This window comes from bacterium (assembly GCA_039961635.1).
In the GTDB taxonomy this organism is placed as follows: Bacteria; 4484-113; 4484-113; order JAGGVC01; family JAGGVC01; genus JABRWB01.
On the sequence record JABRWB010000076.1, the window covers coordinates 1 to 16420 of the forward strand.

The window sequence follows — 16420 nt, forward strand, 5'->3', positions numbered from 1 at the left end:
TAATACAGCCTGGCGAATTTGAGCGCGTCGTTCGTGTCGTCGAAGTACGCGATCGCGGGCGTGCCGCCGAGCGAAATCATCGATGTAAACGCGCCGACGGTTCCATCGGAATCGGGAGATTCAGGCGCTTCCCAGAGCGCGCCGCCGCCGTCCAGCGCCGATATGAACTTCAGATTCCCGTTGGTCTGGTCGAAATACGAAACCGCCGGCGAGCCGCCAATCGACGCGAGCGAGGTGAACTGGCCGACCGTCCCCGCGGAGTCCAGAATCCGGAAGGCATCCCAGGCGCCGCCGTTCGCGTCCGTCGCCCTCACGAACCGCAAATCGCCGTCGTTCTGGTCCATATACGAAATCGCAGGGAATCCGCCGATTATCGCAAGCGAGCAGTAATACCCGACGCCCGCTTCGGTATCCGGCTCGATGAAACCCGGCCAGGAGCCGCCGTCCGCGTCGTTCGCGCGCTGGTATTTCAGCCTGCCGTCCTTGCTGTACGCCACCGCCGGCCGCCCATTCACGACGGCGAGCGAAACAGGGGCTTTGATGGTGAAAGTCGGAGTGGCATCGAAAGACACCGCACTACCCCAACTTGAACCATTGACGTCATTCGCCCTAACGAAACGGAATTCATTACCAAGCACAAAGTTAATTGAAAAAGCAATTGCAGGCCTGCCGTTGACTACCGCTAGCGAATTACCGACCTCCGCAAAATTAATATAGAATGTAAAGTTAACCGTCGCAGGCGCGCCCCATGTTCCGCCGGTTTGGTCGTTCGCGCGGACATACATCAGGTCGGTATTCGTCGCGTCCCTGTACGCGATCGCCGGATTTCCGTTCACGACCGCAAGCGAGGCGTACGTCCCAACGTCCCCGGCGCTGCTGACCGTGACGGGCGCTCCCCAAGCGGATCCGCCCGCGTCGTTCGCCCGCACATAAACCAAATCCTGATTCACGAAATCGTAGCAGGCGACGGCCGGCCTCCCGTCGACCACCGCCATCGAAATGTACGTGCCCAGCGCGCCCGAGCCGTCCACCGTAGTCGTCCGCCAGCCGTGAACGAACACCTGCACGCCCGCCGTATCCTGCGCGGCGGGAACGGCGTCGTCGGTCACCCTCACGCTCACCGTGAAGTATCCCGCATCCGGCATCACGCGGTCGACTATCTCCTGGCCTTCCGAATCATCCTCGTCCCCGGATTCCGAAAATACCCCGTCCCCGTCGAAATCCCACTCGTAATTCACGATACTTCCGTCCGCATCCTCCGATGCCGTAGCGTCGAACCGCACCGCCTCCCCCGCCTGGCATTCCGGCCTGTCAACCGAAAGCCCCGCGGCGGGCGCGGCGTTCACCGACACCTGGACGGTCGCGGTGTCCTGCGCGCCTTTGTCGTCGGTCACCCGCAGCTTCGCGTCGAACTGTCCGTAAGATTCGTAAGTGTGGCTGTTGACGGGATTTCCCCCGTACTCCTCGTAGCTTCCGTTTCCGTCGAAGTCCCACTCGTACAGGACAATCGTCCCGTCCGCGTCGCCGGAAGCGGACGCGTCGAAGTCCACCGCCAGCGGCGCGGTTCCCGCGGTCGGATCGGCCTGGATGTCCGCGGCCGGGCTGTCGTTTCCGGCCACCGTCACGTCGATTTCAATCCTCGCCGTATCCTGCGCGCCGCGGTCGTCCGTCGCTTTCACGCCCGCGTCGAAAATTCCGGGCGAGGAGTAAGTCCACGAGGGAGCCGCGCCCGCGTCGTATGCTTCGAAAACCCCGTCCCCGTCGAAATCCCAGTCGTAACGCACGATCGTACCGTCCGGATCCGTTGACGCCGACGCGTCGAAGTCCACTTCGAGCGGGAGATTACCCGTCTGCGGATTTGCGGAAAGCGACGCGCTTGGACTTGTGTTCCCTGGGGCGGTCACCTCGATTTCAATAGTTTCAGAATTGGAATCGCCATCCTCGTCCGTGACCAAGCATATCGCGTTATATATTCCCGGCGCGTCGTAAGTGTGCGCGAACACGGGATTCCGAGTCATTACCTCGAATCCTCCGTCCCCTCCGAAATCCCAGTGGAAGCTGACGATTCTCCCATCCGGATCGCTCGACCCGCTTGCGTCGAAAGTGACCGCCAGCGGCGCGTCGCCGCTGACCGGAAACGCCTGCAAGACGGCGGACGGCGGCATGTTCGCCGCGGGGCCGACCGCCACCGCCACCGTGTCCACGTCCCACGCGCCCTCGTTGTCCGTCACGCGCAATTTGACGTTGTACGTCCCTTCAAGCGCGTATGTATGGTTCACGACCTCCCCGATCGCGTCGTACGTCCCGTCCCCCTCGAAGTCCCACGCATACAGCGCAATCTCGCCGTCCATGTCCTCCGCCGTCGCGATGAACGTCACACCGAGCGGCGCCTGCCCGAACGACGGATTCGCCTGCGCGCTGGCCGCCGGCCGCGAGTTCGACGAGATGATCAGCGACACCGCCTGGTACGCCACCCCGCCGTCCCCGTCCGTGATCCGCACGCACGGCCGGATGATCCCCGTGCCCGACGTGTCCGCGGCCGCGGTGCCAGCAGTGTTCGTCTCGTCGAATATCCCGTCCCCGTCACGGTCGAAATCGTACGATACTCCGCCCGTCGCGGTCAGCACCGCGGGATCGTTCCGCATCCCCGCCGCGACGCTCACTTCCAGCGTGCCCGATGCCACCGCGCCCGCGAGCGGAACAGCGTTCGCGAGCGGCGAAAGCCCGCTTTCGTTTCCGGATATGTCCAGCGCGGTTATCCCGACCCATTCTTCATGATCCGCCGGCAGGATTATCCGCGGCTGGGCCAAGACGTAATCGATCGAGCGCACGTTCCCGTCCGTCGATTGCGTGAATATCGCACCGGAGTGGTAAAGCCTGTATCCGCCCAGGTCTCCCGCCGCCGCGTCCGGCCACTCCACAACCAGCCCGCCCGGAACCGGCGTAAGCGAAGGCGCCGCGGGCGCGGGAGGGGGAGTCGAATCCGACGCGTCCTTGGCGTTCACGCCGATCCCCACCAAATCGAACCGCGAGCCGTCGAAAGCCGCGACCGCGACGAACGTGTTCCCGATCTCCGATGTGAAATCTCCCGCGGGATACGGGATGCGAACGTGCGAATCAAAGAACGGCCCGTTCCACTTCCACGTCCCGCCGCCGTAGTCCGAAAGCCCGACGTAGTACGACGACTTCCCGCCCCCGTCCGCGGTGCGCGGGTTCGCGTCCACCGCCAGCATCCCCGGCTCGCCGCCGCCCATCACGATGCGGTAGAGCGCATACGACACCGAGCGGGCGCCCGCAACGCCCGATGCGAATCTCGACGCCTCCCCGTCCAGATCGCTCACGTCGCCCGCTTCCAGATACCGCTCCGCGCCCGGAGTGAATATCGTGTCCGGATTGATCGAGCTGGCAAGCTTCGCATCCGCCCCTGCGTGTTCGCCGTTCCCGCCGGATTCGCGGATTACATTTCCCGCCGAATCAAGCTTCTCCCATGGCTGGGGCTTGTCCGCCGGCAATCCGGAAGGCCATGACGCCGTCGGCTCCGCTGCCGCACCGGGCGCGCCGCCCGTTCGTGCATTCGTCTCCGGCACGCCGGGCAGGATTTCCCGGACGCTCCCCCCCTTTCCGCAAGAAAATGCAAACGCGAGCGCCGCAAGAAGCAGCGCGAATGAAACAACGCCGATTCCTCTGAACATGACAGCCTCCAACCCGATTGCTCCGGCGCATCCCGCCCCGGATGGATGAAGGTTCTTACCGTGAATATCCGCACTTTAGCGGATTGGATTCCGGAATTTTCAAGGCGGAGACTTTTGAGGACAAAATCCCGGCATGTCTCTTGGCATTCCCTCGAACCGATCGAGGATTATCCAACTCCCTCGAACTTCGCCCGCGCAGCGCGGCAGACGGGGCAGTCGTCGAAATCGGGATGCTCCGTCGTGTATCCGCACACCGGGCAAACGTAAAACGTCCTCGGCTCGCGCCATGAATCGAGATTCGCAAGCGCTTCGCCGTACAGCTTCGCGTGCTCCGCTTCGGCCGCGAGCGCGTACGCGCACGCCTTTTCCGCGCCGGGACGTCCCTCGGATTTCGCGACTTCGATGAATGCGGGATACATCACGTCCCGCTCGTAAGTTTCGCCGGCGATGGCCGCGGCAAGGTTTTCGGCGGTCGTGCCCGGCGGCGGCGGGGCGATTTCGCAATGCGGCTCTCCGCCGAGCTTTTTTATCTCGACTGCGTGCCGTGCGGCGTGGATTTCCTCGGCCCGCGCCGCGGCGCGGAACAGCGACGCCGCGCCGGCGTATCCTTCCTCGTCCGCCTTTGCGGCGAACGCAAGGTACTTGGCGTTCGCGTTTGACTCGCCGCCGAACGCGGCCAAAAGATTGTCGAGCGTTGAACCGGCTTTCAAGTTTGCGGGCGCCATCGTTATCCTCCCCGGCCCGGCGGAATTTTTTCCGGGCCGGCGATGTCATACTAAGCGAAGCGCCCCGCCGTTTTAAGCAAAATTTCGTGCGTGAAGGAAATCCAAAGGCTCACGTGCGCAAGATGTTGACTCAAATGCCCAGCCCCGTCACCAGATACCGCAGCGCATCGAGCGCATGGTCGTCGCGCTTTGCGACGCGCTCGGTTCCGCGCGCGCCCCAACCCAGCAGCGGAATATCATCGTTTGCATCCGGCAAGCCGAAATCCGGCGCGCGCCGTCCCTGCTCCTCGTACTCGTAGCTTCCGAATTCCCTGATGAGGTTGCGGCACTTCGGCGACACCGCGATGCGCGGCCCGGCGGCCTTGTCTCCGGGAGCAAGAAGCGCGCGCACGCGCGCGATTCCCGCTTCGACTCCCGCCCGCGGCGCGAGCGCGGGTATCCCCGCGCGTTCCAGAACAGCGCGCTCGCCCGCGCCCGCGGGATCGCAGAACGCCGCGGCGATCCGCGATGCGCGTTCTTCCGCGGATGTGAAAACCGCCGCCGCATAACGCGCCGCTCCCCCTCCCCTATCCGGATCACGCAAAATCGAATACGCGCCCGCGCGCCGCTCGTGAAGCCGTTCCCGCGCGAATCGCATGTACATTTCGTCGGCGGAATTGCGCATTCCGGTTTTGCGCGCCGCAGTTATCTCCGCGGCCTTCGCGTTGATTTTTTCCGCCCATTCCACCGCGGTAAGGCCGCGCGCGTATATTTCGTCCAGCACGATCAAATCTTCCGACGGCGTTACCTGCGCGAAAAGCGCGCAGCCCGGATTCGTGAATCCGAAGTCCACGCCAGCGTAAAGCGGCAGTTCCGGATTGAATTCCGCTTTGGAAACGTGCCTGACCGGATCGAACATCGGATAGACCAGCGCGCGTTCGCTTATCCACTCGGCCTCGTACTCGCGCTGATAATCCTCGAAAGCAAGCAGCCGCCGGTGCATCGCAAGCTCTTCCGGTGAAAGATGCGGATTCTCGGAGGAGCCGAACCGGAACACGTCCCAGTCGGGGTCCGCCGAGGCGCGCGCCGCCAGCCGCCATACCCACCCCCTCCCCCGCGGCGAGCCGATGATGAGAGCGCGCCCGCGCCTGTCCGCGAGCGACGGCAGGACGTACCGCGCGAACACGTCGCCCGCCACCCGCGGCGCTTCGTCCACGACCACGAAGTCCAGCCCTTCCCCCAGAAGCGAGTCGGGATTGTCCGCCGTCTTTCCGCACAGCTCCGAGCCGTTCGCGAGCCGCAGAAACATTTCCGGCCGCCTGTCCGAATCCGCCGAAAGCTTAAGCCGGCGTACAAGCACATCCCGCGCCCGCTGCCACACCCGCCCTGCGAGCTCCCTGTACGGCGCTACCACCCAAACGCGCGCGTCTGGCCCCATCATCGCGAACGCGGCTTCGTGGGCCGCGGCGATGCTTTTTCCGAACCGCCGCCCGCATACCGCCAGGCGGAAGCGCGCGCCGCTTAAATGTATTTGCATTTGCGCAAAGTGGGGGGCATATCCTGCCTCAAAAGCCACTCGGAGCAGGTTGCGCGGATTTTGAAATCGCTTTTGCAGATCCAAACGCGCGGCGCGGCATTCCGCATGGCCGCGGAAGCAAATTGATGTTTTCAATTCAAATCAGTCCCCCTGTCCCATCCAATCCTTGTAGTATTCGTCCGCCGGATGCGTATCCGCCAGTATCCGCAACATCGCCTTCTCCCAGGCGAGCAATCCATCGCTTTCTCCGTCTTCCCCGGACTTTTCGTACTGGTTCAGCGCCCTTGCAAGCGATGCTTTCTTCATCGCGACGTCTTCGATGATTTTGTACGAAGCGGTAATGTCTTTCATCGCGGTTTTTTCGATGAGCTCCTTGCTGAATGCCGCTTTGAGCAGCTTGCACCTGGCGATAACCGACAATTCGTCAATCGTTCGCGCGTCTTCCCCCGATTCCGCGGCGGACAACGCTTCGGACCGGCGGCTTGTCAATTTGCGCGCTCCGTCCCTATCACATTCCGGAATTTCCGAGGCGGCGAATCCGCCTACCATTCCGCAATCGCCGGTTTCCGCTCCAACAACGAATGCGGGTTTGCTTCCGCAAAGTCCCGCCGCCTCCGCCCAGCGTTTGACCGTGCTGTGGTGCAGTCCGAACCGCGCCGCGATCGCGCACGCGCGCGGGTATTCGCGGTAGGCTTCGACCACCGCCGCCCGAAGTTCGCCGTTGCCGGATTTCAGTTCCGCCATATTCATCACCCCGTTTAATTATACTGAATATATGTCAAGTATTTATAATTCGGGGAACGGACGGGTTGGCGGAGCCGCGCGCGGCCCGGTGGCGCTTGTTCCTGCCGGATTATTCCCGAACCGCAAACAAGGCGGCTTTGCTATAAATTACCCTTGCTCGGCGTGATCTTGATTTCGTCCACGCTGGCTTCGGGCGGAACCATTGCCGCCGCGAGAATCGCGGATGCGACGCTCTCCGGCGCAACCATGCCTCGCTTCGATATTTCCGGCGCCACTTCGTCCCAAATCTCGGTCGCGGTCGCGCCCGGTATCACTTCGGTCACGCGGATCCCCTTCTCCCGCATCTCTTTGCGCAGGACGCGGGTGAAAAGCGCCAGAGCCGCCTTCGACGCGCTGTAAGCGCCCCAACCCGGAAACGAAAGGCGGGACGAGATGCTTGTATTGACGAAAATATGGCCGCGGTTCTTTTCCAGATGCGGAATGGCAGCCTTTATCAGCACCAGCGCGCCTATGACGTTCGATTCGATCTGGCTGCGGAAGTCAGCGGGCGATGCGTCCTCGATGCGCGCTACTTTGGCGGTACCGGAGTTCGCGAACACCGCGTCCAGTCCTCCGAATCCAATTACCGTTTCTTCTACCAGCCGGGCCACCGCTTCTTCGCTTGACGAATCCGCCTGAAAAACGAGAGCGCGTCCGCCTTGGCGTTCGATTTGCTTTTCCAACGAATGCAGCGGCTCAAGCCGCCTCCCGAATCCCGCGACGTTCCAACCCGCGCCCGAAAACGCAAGCGCGGTCGCGCGGCCAATCCCCGTGCCCGCGCCGGATATCAGAATTGTTTTTTTCGCTTCGGACATGACGATGCTCACTACCGCCTGCCGTTCGGCCCGTAAACGAGCTGCAGGAATTCCGCGCGCGTTTCGCTGCGCGTTTTGAAGCCGCCGAGCATGCAGGATGTCACCGTCGTAGAGTTCTGCTTCTGGACGCCGCGCATCATCATGCAGAAATGCTGCGCTTCTATAATCACGCCAACGCCCTTCGGCTTCAGCACCTGGCATATCGCGTCCGCGATCTGGTTCGTCATCCGCTCCTGCAGCTGCAGCCGCCGGGCGAACACGTCCACGATGCGCGGCAGCTTTGACAACCCGACCACGCGGCCGTTGGGGATGTACGCGATGTGCGCGTAGCCGTGGATGGGCAGCATGTGGTGCTCGCAGAGCGAATAGACTTCGATGTCCTTTACGAGCACCATTTCGTCTATCTTTTCCTCGAATACCGCGTCGCCCACGACGTCTTCCACGGTCAGCCGGTAGCCGCTGGTGAGGAATTCCATGGACTGCGCGATCCGCCGCGGCGTCTCAACCAGCCCTTCCCGTCCTGCGTTCTCGCCGATTTCGGCAAGCACGTCGCGGTAAAGCTGCATCAGCCGCGGGTTGGCGGCGCCGCTGCCGTTGAGCGCGGCTTCGCGTTCCGACCGTACAAGGTCTTCTTGCATCTGCGTCATTTCGGACCTCCGGGTCCGTAGTATGTCACGAAATTTCTTTCCGTTTCGAACAGCTTGATCGAATACAGCCGCGCGCCGGGGATTCTGCCGTCGAGCCTTTCCCAGAACGCCACCGCCAGGTTTTCCACCGAGGGAATGATTCCCGCAAGCCAGGGCACGTCGGTGTTCAAATGCTTGTGGTCCACCTCGGAGATGATCCGCTCCCTGATTAGGTCGCGGAGAATCTTCAAATCGACAAGGTATCCCGTTTTGGGGTCGGGTTCGCCGGCGACGCTCACTTCCAGCCTGTAGTTGTGTCCGTGGCCGCTCGGATTGTTGCAATAGCCGTATATGCGCGCGTTATCCTCGTCGGACAGCGCCGGATTGTGAAGCCGGTGCGCCGCCGAAAACTCCTCGACCCTGGTTATGACGACCTCCGCCATGCGGCAACCCTGCGCATGATACCGCGCTTTGCTTAAAGATGCGCTCCGCGACGACAGCCCAAAACCAAAAACCGCAAGTGTCGCAACATTCTCAATTTCCGCTGCTTGAACAGGCCGAAAAATCGAAATTACTTTTGGCTTTCTCGGCCGCACATCCCTTGGAAAAGCCAGTGGAAAAATTACCGCCGCAGATCAATCCGCCGGATTCCCCCATGCTATTCTTTCGCCGGTGAACCTTTTTCCCCAGCCGGTGCTTTTGTTCGACGCGACGGGGCTTATCTTCCGCGCGTACTACTCCATCCCGAACAACCTGACCGCGCCCGACGGCACGGTGACGAACGCGATCCACGGGGTGCTGGGCAGCATAGTCAAGATCGAGGACGAGGTTCGCCCAAGCGTGACCGCGATGATTTTCGACGCGGGCCGCCGCACATTCCGCCAGGACGAGTACGCCGCATACAAGGCCAACCGGCCGGAGCCGCCCGACGACCTGCGCCCGCAATTCGCGCTGACCATCGAGATGGCACGCACCCTCGGCGTGCCGACGCTTGTGGAGCAGGGAGTCGAAGCCGACGATTTGATCGCGTCGTGCGCGATGGAGGCGGTGCGCCGCGGGCATCCCGTCGCGGTGCTCACGAGCGACCGCGATCTGCTTCAGATTCTGGACACGGACGGCGTCACGATTTGGTTTCCCGTGAAGGGAAGCAGGAACCGGATGTTCGACAAGTGGGACAGGGCGCGCTTCGAAGCGGAGTACGGATTCCCGCCTGAGGATTTTCCGGATTACAAGGCGCTTCGCGGCGACCCGTCCGACAACGTCCCCGGCGTCGCGGGCATCGGCGAAAAGACGGCGATGAAACTGGTGGGCGAATACGGCGGGCTTGAAGGGATTTACGCGGCGCTTGAAAACCTCGAAACTGGAGGCCGGGCGCCTCGCCCGGATTCCGAAGCGCGCCCGGAAAACATTTCGCCCCGCCCGGAATCCGGCGAAAAGCCGAAACCCTCCGCGTCCACTCTCGAAAAATTCCGAGAAAAGCTCACCGCCGCGAAGGACGAAGTGTTTTTATTCCGGCGCATCCTGACGGTCAAGCGCGACTGCGAGATGGCGAAATCCGTGGACTGGGACGGCAACCTGCCGCTGGACCGCGGCGCGCCCGCGTTTCGCGAATTCGCGGAGCGATTGGGGCTGAAAAGGTACGTGGTTTAGAGGCAATCCGCCCCGGCCGGGCGACGCCCGGCTGCGGACAGTAAGCCGCCCCGGCTATTTCTTTTTCACCGGGCCGGCGAAGCCGCGAAGCAAGCTTCTTGAATCGCTTACCGCGATGAAGCAGTCGGAATCGAGCCCCGTCGCGATCGCTTCGATTTTGTGCACGAACCGCCGCGGCGCGATGCAAAATATAAGCTCCACCGCGCCCTGCTTGCCGGTGCCGTCCACGACGGTCGCGCCGAAGCCCTCCTCCCACAGCTTGAGCGCGATGTCGCCGCCGCGGTCACGGCTGATTACGCGCACCTGCGCGAATCCTACGGCGAGCCTTTCCTCCAGCAGCAGCCCGACAAGCGTCCCCGTCGCGAATCCGCCCGAGTACGCGAACATGAGAATCCAGTTGTCCAGATTCGCGACTACCTGCGAGACCGCGAAGATGAATATCGTCACCTCGACGAATCCGATTATCGTCGCGCGGTACTTGCGCGCCTGGAGGATGTAGACGACGCGCAGCGTTCCGAGCGCGACGTCGATCACGCGCAGGCAGAATATCAGCGCGAATCCGACGTACACGTTGTCCATCAGCTGCGAAATCATGCCGCGCGGATTCTATCACCGCGGGACCGCTCCCGGCGCGGGTATAATAATGCGGCCGGAATCCGGCCCCGATGAACGTAGAAAGACTGGTCGGCGCGCTGTTCAAATGCGGCTTCCTGGACAAGAGCCTGGAAGCCGGGCTTTGGCGCGACTATTCGCCGGAATCGCGCGCCAGGCTGATACTCGCGTACCAGCCGCTCGTGGCGGCCGCGTTTTACCGCATCGCCCCGCCGGAGGCGTACGCGGAGGACTGCCTGTCCGAGGGGCTGCTCGCACTCGTGCGGGCCGCCGACAGGTTTTCCCCCTCCCGCGGCGTTCCGTTCGCGGCGTTCGCGCGCATCGCGATACGCGGCGCGATGATCGACTACCTGCGCCGCGTCGCTCCCGTCGCGCTCGCAAGCGAGGAGCTGGACGCGGCCAAGTTCGCGCGTCTTTCGCTGGACGACGGCGATCCGGCGGTGGACAGGCTGGCCTCGGTGCTGGCCGCGCTGGAGCGGCTGCCCGAAAAGGAGCGGCGGGTGCTTGCCGGGCTGTATTTGGACGACAGGCCGAGGAGCGAAATCGCGAAGGAGCTCGGCGTATCCGGGCCGCGCGTTTCGCAGATCCACGCGAAAGCGGTGAGAAGGCTGCGCGCGATGCTCAAGCCCGCGCCGCGCCGCCGGCGTTTCTCGCTCGCGAATCCGGAATAGCTGGGCCCAGCAATCGACGCCGAACCCCTAGTGTCAAGGAGCGCGGCGTTCACGCCGCGGCATTCAATCCTAATCCGGGGCGGGCAGCGGTATCCACAGCTCCTCGAACGTCGTTTCGCCCCAGTAGTATCCAAGATACGCCGCGTCCCGCTCGGTCACGATTCCGTCGCCGTCGGGGTCGAGGAACGAGGGGACGGGGACGGGCGAGCCGCTCCTGTCCGGCGAGAACCAGTCCATCACCCCGTCGTCGTTTGCGTCCATCTTCATCGCAAGGATGCTCATCTGCGAGCCGCGCGGCAGCGTTCCCTTCGGGTAGTCGTGCGAATACGGCGCGTTTAATTCATTCCCAATATGCGTACGACAGGCCAGCCAGGCTTTTTTTGTCGTAATATCTGTATGTTATGAACGGGAGATCATTGTGATTCGCAACCGCTGGTCCTCTGCTGCACCAACTGCTGATTGCATGCCAATCGCTCCATTCCGTTCCCTGCTCATTTTGCGAAATCCAATAAAATAGTTCTGTTCCCAAGGAAGTTTGATTATTATTAAGCAATAATAGGGGTATATTGCCGACATGCGTCAAACATATTCCATTATATGTCGATCGAGGAGAAAGAATCGAAACGGGTTCATTCCATGAATTGCCATTCATATCCAATGAGGCGCTAAACCAAATGTGGCCATAGTCGTAACTGTCGGTAAAAGCGATAGCCGGATTGCCTCCAATTACGTCCGCCTCTAATGCGTCGCAGTTTCCGGCAAACGCTCCAGATACTGCCGTGACCGGCGCACTCCAGGAATTACCGTCGATATCCAGAGAACAAACAATATTGATCACCTTATTGTCATTGTCGCTATAAACTAAACTCGGATAATTATTTACCATAATTAGTTTTGCGCCGCCATAATGGCGCGTAGAATCATTTTGGATAACAACAACGGGCTCGTTCCATGTGTCGCCAGTCGCATCAACCGACGCGACGAAGCAAATTGCTCTATCCGGCTCGCTTAAAAATACAATCGCCGGCTTCCCGTTAACGCATGCTAACGACGAACAATCAACTATTTCATCAGAAGGCACAGGTTCAATAGGCGCTCCCCACTGAGTTCCCGAAGAATCCAGCGCCCGCATGAAAAAGAAGCTGTCGCTATCTCTTTCATAGAATAATATGCCCGGATTACCGGCGATGTCGGATAGATGCGGCCTCTGCAAATACCCATTCGTGGCCACTGTATTGGGAGCGTTCCACGAGAATTTATAATAATCGCCCGACATGCCATACGCGGAGATAAATTTAAGAGCATGCGTGCTTTGATTTTCGTAGCAAATCGCGGGCAGGCCGTTAATGAACGCCGTAGATGTGTTCGCGGCAATATATTTCGATAGTTCCAACACTGCGCCGGCGGAATCAAACCACCCATGCGTGCTCAGAAATACGCTCGCCTCCGTGCTATCGCCTTCATTGTCCGTGACTCGCACCTTGCATTCTATTGCGGGATAAACGACCAGGTAAGTTTTCTCCACCGTCGGCCCCGCGTTGAGCAAATCCCATTCGCCGCCGTCGAAGTTCCAGTCGTAGCTCGCAATCGTCCCATCCGGGTCGTAGCTTCCGGACGCGTCGAAGCCAACTGTAAACGGAACATCGCCCTCTTGCGCGCTTGCCGTCAGCGCCGCGACCGGCAGCTGGTTGTCGCCCTCATAAAGCGTAATCTGCTTTGCCGCGGTCGCGGTTGCGCCTTCGTTGTCCGTCACACGCACCGCAAGCAGAAGGTTACCGGGGGTTTCAAATGTGTGCAGGCTCAAGCCGTTGCCGCCGTTATTCGTCTCGAACGTCCCGTTGCCGTCCAGGTCGAATTCGAATTTAGAAATCGTTCCGTCGGTATCACTGCTGCCGCGCGCATCGAGCGACACTTCCAGCGGCACTTTCCCAGTCGGCGGCGAAACGGTCAGCATGGCGACCGGCGGTTCGTTGTAGGGAGCGACAGATAGTGTGAACGGGAATGAACTTTCGCCCGCGGAATTCGAAACCGTCAGCGAACAGGAATACTCCCCCGCCGCGCCGAGCGTGACGACCGGGGACTCCTGTGATGAATTGTCAGGATCGGCTCCACCTCCGAAATCCCAATCGTAATCTAACGGCGCGCTTCCGCTTACAACCGCGGAAAACGTAACTTGAGTGCCGTCGTTGCCGGAAAGAGGGGAAACGGATTCGATAGAGGGGGGATAAACCGCCGCCGTTCGCTCGACCGGATCGCTCATCGGCCCGATATTGCCCTGCGAATCAACCGGTGCGACCTTCAAATATTTCAGCATCGCGACGGGCGCGTCCACGGTGAAAGTCTTTGGAAACACTCCCGCTTCGCCGAACGGAACTTCGTAACCGACGCGGTAATATTCCCCATCAATCGTCTGGGAGGTGAAGAATCGGTATTTGGCAACGTTCCTTTCCCATCCGGTCGCGATAACCGTAATATCCCCAACACCAACTTCACCGCTGCCGTCGCCGTCAACCCAGGATTCGAACGGGTCGTTTCCGAGGCCGTCACTGGTGATCGCGAGATAACAAACTGCAATCGGCGTTACATCCGACACTCCCACCTGCCCGCTTGCATCGTAATCTCCCTCGTTCTGATAGCTCCATGAAAGAGTTTTGGCCATTGGATCGTAAGCAAGGTCGGTCACCTTTGTCGAATCGTAAAAGCCTGCTGCCGATCCTTCGCGATTGTTCAACTCCTCCAATAGCCTGTTTTTAAGAAATTCGAATAGCTTCCTGTCAACCGAGCTGGGAGCGTTCAGATCCGCCAAGCGCGTTTCGATCTCGCCGATGGCGGACTTGCTATGGCTTCTCGAAAGCGATAAAGAGCCTTTGCCATTACACGACTGAGCCATAATCAAAGCCAGTAAAGTAATCGCAAGAAATCCGATTCGCCTCGATCGAATATTGCACTTCACATGTATCGCCTCGCTTCATTGCCGGGGAGGGGGAATGAAGCCCGCCTCCCCGGCTTCGCGGAGTGCGCCATCTGCACTGGCGCATTTAAAGACATATACCTCGTCAACTCCGGTGAATTTCCGTATTGCACATCCGATTATGAACCAACGCCGATCTGAAATCCGTACGCGTCGATTAAATCGAAGTACTCCTTGTCGTTCTGGCAATCGTTGCCGAACAAGTACCAGCAATTGCAGGTGTACGGAGGATCCGGGTCAAATTCCTGCAGTTGCACGGTTATATCTCCGCTGGTCCCCGTATTCGTAGGGATATCCACGTAACCCACATACCCGCTGGTGCCGATTGCGACACCATAGGATGGTGTGGGATTGTAGAAAGAGATGTTTATGTCGGCGGTGCGGTCGTCGGCTTCATCCCTTAGAGGCGGAATCCAACCGATGAGGTAGGACAAAACGTCGCAACCCTGGTCGTACAAATCCTGGCAGAAGGGACGCGGATTCGGACCGGAGAAATCTCTGAAGGTCACGCTGTCCCAATCGATTATCCCCGAATCTTCGGTCTGGTAAATGCGCAGCCTGCAGGCGGGCATGTGGTAGAAGTAATTGCCGTTTCGCTCTATCCAGATCTGAACGCGCAAGGTGTCGCCGGGGTCAATCGTGCCTTCTTCTTCGGACGTACTTTTGATGTACAGCATGTCGCAGTCGATCAGCTCCTCGAACTCGAACTGCGATTTTGCGCTTTCCGTCCCGACGTTCTGACCGTCGTACGGAGCTACCGAAACCCACCACAAGCCGTCGCTGATCTCGTTGCTGCTGTCGTCTTTATCCAGGTAGCAGACATACCCCACGGCACCATTAACCGTCCAAACAAAACCTCCTGGGTAAAAGTACTCGGGATCTTCAATCTCAGGCTCGGGACTCTCGGTATAAGTGAATTTGGATGACCTAAGCGAAGAATCCGGACCTGGCACGGTTACGGTGTGGACAACTTGGCCGAAATAACTCGACCTGAAGTATATCTTGTAACCGTCTACCGCCTCCCCGTCGCCGTAGGCTTCAAGCCAAACGTTGTAATCGCCGCTTGGATAGGCTTCGATGGTGCCCGAATCGTCGTAATCGACCGGGTCCTTCATGGGCCATTGGGCAATGGTGTCATCGTCGTAATTCGCAAGCGGCGTCAGATCGGAAATTCCAACTTCGCCATTCCTGTCGCCGTCGCCGCGGTTCACTTCGCCCCACACAAGCGTGCGATTGTTGTATGGTACATCAGCGTCATCCAAATCGAACACTGCGTCGCCTGCATCGTCGGGGGCGATGCTTGGACCTTTCGGAGGCTCCCAGGGCGAATCGTCGAACTCGATACTGCAGATCGATCCCTGCCCCTTCGGCTGCTTTTCATCGAAATTCAACATTCCAATCCAGAATGCGAACTTGCCTTTAAGAACGTAAACCGGGGCAACCTGAAGTTGCGAATCGTCCTCCCCGAACATCTCGCCTTTTTCGAACCCGACGGGATTGTACTTGTCGGGATCGTAGTACACGTATCCGAGAACATACTTCCACTCCCCGTCCTCGTTCGTGGAAATGTCAAGGACTAAATTCCCGTCCTTGCCCTCGTGCAGCGCCAGCTTGTAGGCGTCCCCGCCCTTAGGATCGTCCGAGCCGTCTCCGTCCAGCGGCTCGAAGATGAACTCGTCCCCGCCGGGGCCTGTAACGCTCGATGTGGTTCTGTGGTTGTCCGAAGGAGCGGTTGCCGGGTTGAAGCTGCCCCCGTAGCTCAGTTGCGAGCCTTTCTTGCATCCGCCCACTCCCAATGCTATCACGCTAGCCAAGAGAATCACCAGCGCGACGGCGACGCGGGGAACTAATGCCCCCCTCCCCGCCGGGTTTTGACAAAAAGTTAAACTTGTACATCTTCCCATGCTCCTTTCCGGGAAAGTCCCGGCCCTTCATCCGATGCCGCCGTATGTCGGCAAAAGCATCCCGCCATTCGCGGCCGGCTCCCGGCGGCCGCTCCTCCTTGCGCCCTCGGCGCACAATGTCGATTCCCGGAGGGCGAATCCTCCGGCAAAGTACTCCGCCTCGTTCCCCGCGCACTCCCATGCCCGGGGAACTTCGATCCTCGCCCCAACTGCGCTGCGGCGGCAGAGTCCGGTGCGGGGACGCCCCCGCGCCCGATCCACCACGTTAATTTTCCGCAAAGAGGCGGGCCAGGGCGGGCGGCGGTTGGCTTGTGACAAAAATAACGCGCAATTTTGTAAAATGCGGTTAAAGAGTTTTCGCACCGGAATGCAAGGAACGGCCAAGTCCGCGGGAACGGCATTGCCAGCCGGAGCCTGGATTGCGGCGGGACTGTTTTTCGGGGAGCCGGAATCGC

At 60.3% G+C, this 16420-nt stretch carries 13 protein-coding genes; 2 read left to right on the plus strand and 11 right to left on the minus strand.

Translation table 11 applies throughout. The features are described from left to right. From HRF49_10805 to HRF49_10835, 7 genes are all read right to left on the minus strand, one after another. On the minus strand, positions 1-3692 hold a 3692-nt coding region (locus HRF49_10805), incomplete at its 3' end, for a PKD domain-containing protein (protein MEP0815135.1). A 167-nt stretch (positions 3693-3859) separates the two neighbouring features. Continuing rightward, entirely contained in the window at positions 3860-4417 is a 558-nt protein-coding gene (locus HRF49_10810) for a hypothetical protein (GenBank protein ID MEP0815136.1), read from the minus strand. A gap of 130 nt (positions 4418-4547) precedes the next feature. After that, positions 4548-5933 (minus strand): hypothetical protein, encoded by a 1386-nt coding sequence (locus HRF49_10815; protein MEP0815137.1) that lies wholly within the window; start codon positions 5931-5933, stop codon positions 4548-4550. A 141-nt stretch (positions 5934-6074) separates the two neighbouring features. Then, complete coding sequence (locus HRF49_10820) at positions 6075-6677, minus strand: hypothetical protein (GenBank protein MEP0815138.1); 603 nt, start codon at positions 6675-6677, stop codon at positions 6075-6077. Positions 6678-6817: 140 nt separating this feature from the next. After that, positions 6818-7531, minus strand: a complete 714-nt coding sequence (locus HRF49_10825; GenBank protein MEP0815139.1) for an SDR family oxidoreductase — start codon at positions 7529-7531, stop codon at positions 6818-6820. A gap of 11 nt (positions 7532-7542) precedes the next feature. Continuing rightward, a complete protein-coding gene (folE, locus tag HRF49_10830; protein ID MEP0815140.1) occupies positions 7543-8169 on the minus strand; it encodes a GTP cyclohydrolase I FolE in 627 nt (208 codons plus the stop codon). A gap of 5 nt (positions 8170-8174) precedes the next feature. Continuing rightward, positions 8175-8600, minus strand: coding sequence for a 6-carboxytetrahydropterin synthase (locus HRF49_10835; GenBank protein MEP0815141.1), 426 nt, complete (start codon positions 8598-8600; stop codon positions 8175-8177). 229 nt (positions 8601-8829) lie between these two features. On the opposite strand from HRF49_10835, the gene HRF49_10840 reads away from it, so the two are divergent. Then, entirely contained in the window at positions 8830-9807 is a 978-nt protein-coding gene (locus HRF49_10840; protein MEP0815142.1) for a hypothetical protein, read from the plus strand. Between the two features lie 54 nt (positions 9808-9861). Here the strand turns inward: HRF49_10840 and HRF49_10845 are convergent, their stop codons facing one another. Continuing rightward, entirely contained in the window at positions 9862-10401 is a 540-nt protein-coding gene (locus HRF49_10845) for a DUF2179 domain-containing protein (protein MEP0815143.1), read from the minus strand. A gap of 71 nt (positions 10402-10472) precedes the next feature. Between HRF49_10845 and HRF49_10850 the strand changes: the two genes are divergently transcribed. Further along, positions 10473-11090: a sigma-70 family RNA polymerase sigma factor gene (locus HRF49_10850; protein MEP0815144.1), complete on the plus strand. Its 618-nt coding sequence runs from the start codon at positions 10473-10475 to the stop codon at positions 11088-11090. Positions 11091-11159: 69 nt separating this feature from the next. On the opposite strand, the gene HRF49_10855 is transcribed toward HRF49_10850, so the two are convergent. The 3 genes from HRF49_10855 to HRF49_10865 form a co-directional block, all read right to left on the minus strand. Further along, on the minus strand, positions 11160-11372 hold the full coding sequence (locus HRF49_10855) for a hypothetical protein (protein ID MEP0815145.1): 213 nt from the start codon (positions 11370-11372) through the stop codon (positions 11160-11162). Positions 11373-11430: 58 nt separating this feature from the next. Then, positions 11431-13980 (minus strand): PKD domain-containing protein, encoded by a 2550-nt coding sequence (locus HRF49_10860; protein ID MEP0815146.1) that lies wholly within the window; start codon positions 13978-13980, stop codon positions 11431-11433. Positions 13981-14180: 200 nt separating this feature from the next. Then, complete coding sequence (locus tag HRF49_10865; GenBank protein ID MEP0815147.1) at positions 14181-15875, minus strand: hypothetical protein; 1695 nt, start codon at positions 15873-15875, stop codon at positions 14181-14183. Between the last annotated feature and the right edge of the window lie 545 nt (positions 15876-16420).

Bases quoted from the DNA above. Each gene is read 5' to 3' on its own strand.
- HRF49_10810 (MEP0815136.1), bottom strand. From the start codon at position 4,417: ATGGCGCCCGCAAACTTGAAAGCCGGTTCAACGCTCGACAATCTTTTG.
- HRF49_10815 (MEP0815137.1), bottom strand. From the start codon at position 5,933: ATGCAAATACATTTAAGCGGCGCGCGCTTCCGCCTGGCGGTATGCGGG.
- HRF49_10820 (MEP0815138.1), bottom strand. From the start codon at position 6,677: ATGGCGGAACTGAAATCCGGCAACGGCGAACTTCGGGCGGCGGTGGTC.
- HRF49_10825 (MEP0815139.1), bottom strand. From the start codon at position 7,531: ATGTCCGAAGCGAAAAAAACAATTCTGATATCCGGCGCGGGCACGGGG.
- folE (MEP0815140.1), bottom strand. From the start codon at position 8,169: ATGCAAGAAGACCTTGTACGGTCGGAACGCGAAGCCGCGCTCAACGGC.
- HRF49_10835 (MEP0815141.1), bottom strand. From the start codon at position 8,600: ATGGCGGAGGTCGTCATAACCAGGGTCGAGGAGTTTTCGGCGGCGCAC.
- HRF49_10845 (MEP0815143.1), bottom strand. From the start codon at position 10,401: ATGATTTCGCAGCTGATGGACAACGTGTACGTCGGATTCGCGCTGATA.
- HRF49_10850 (MEP0815144.1), top strand. From the start codon at position 10,473: ATGAACGTAGAAAGACTGGTCGGCGCGCTGTTCAAATGCGGCTTCCTG.
- HRF49_10855 (MEP0815145.1), bottom strand. From the start codon at position 11,372: ATGAGCATCCTTGCGATGAAGATGGACGCAAACGACGACGGGGTGATG.
- HRF49_10860 (MEP0815146.1), bottom strand. From the start codon at position 13,980: ATGGCTCAGTCGTGTAATGGCAAAGGCTCTTTATCGCTTTCGAGAAGC.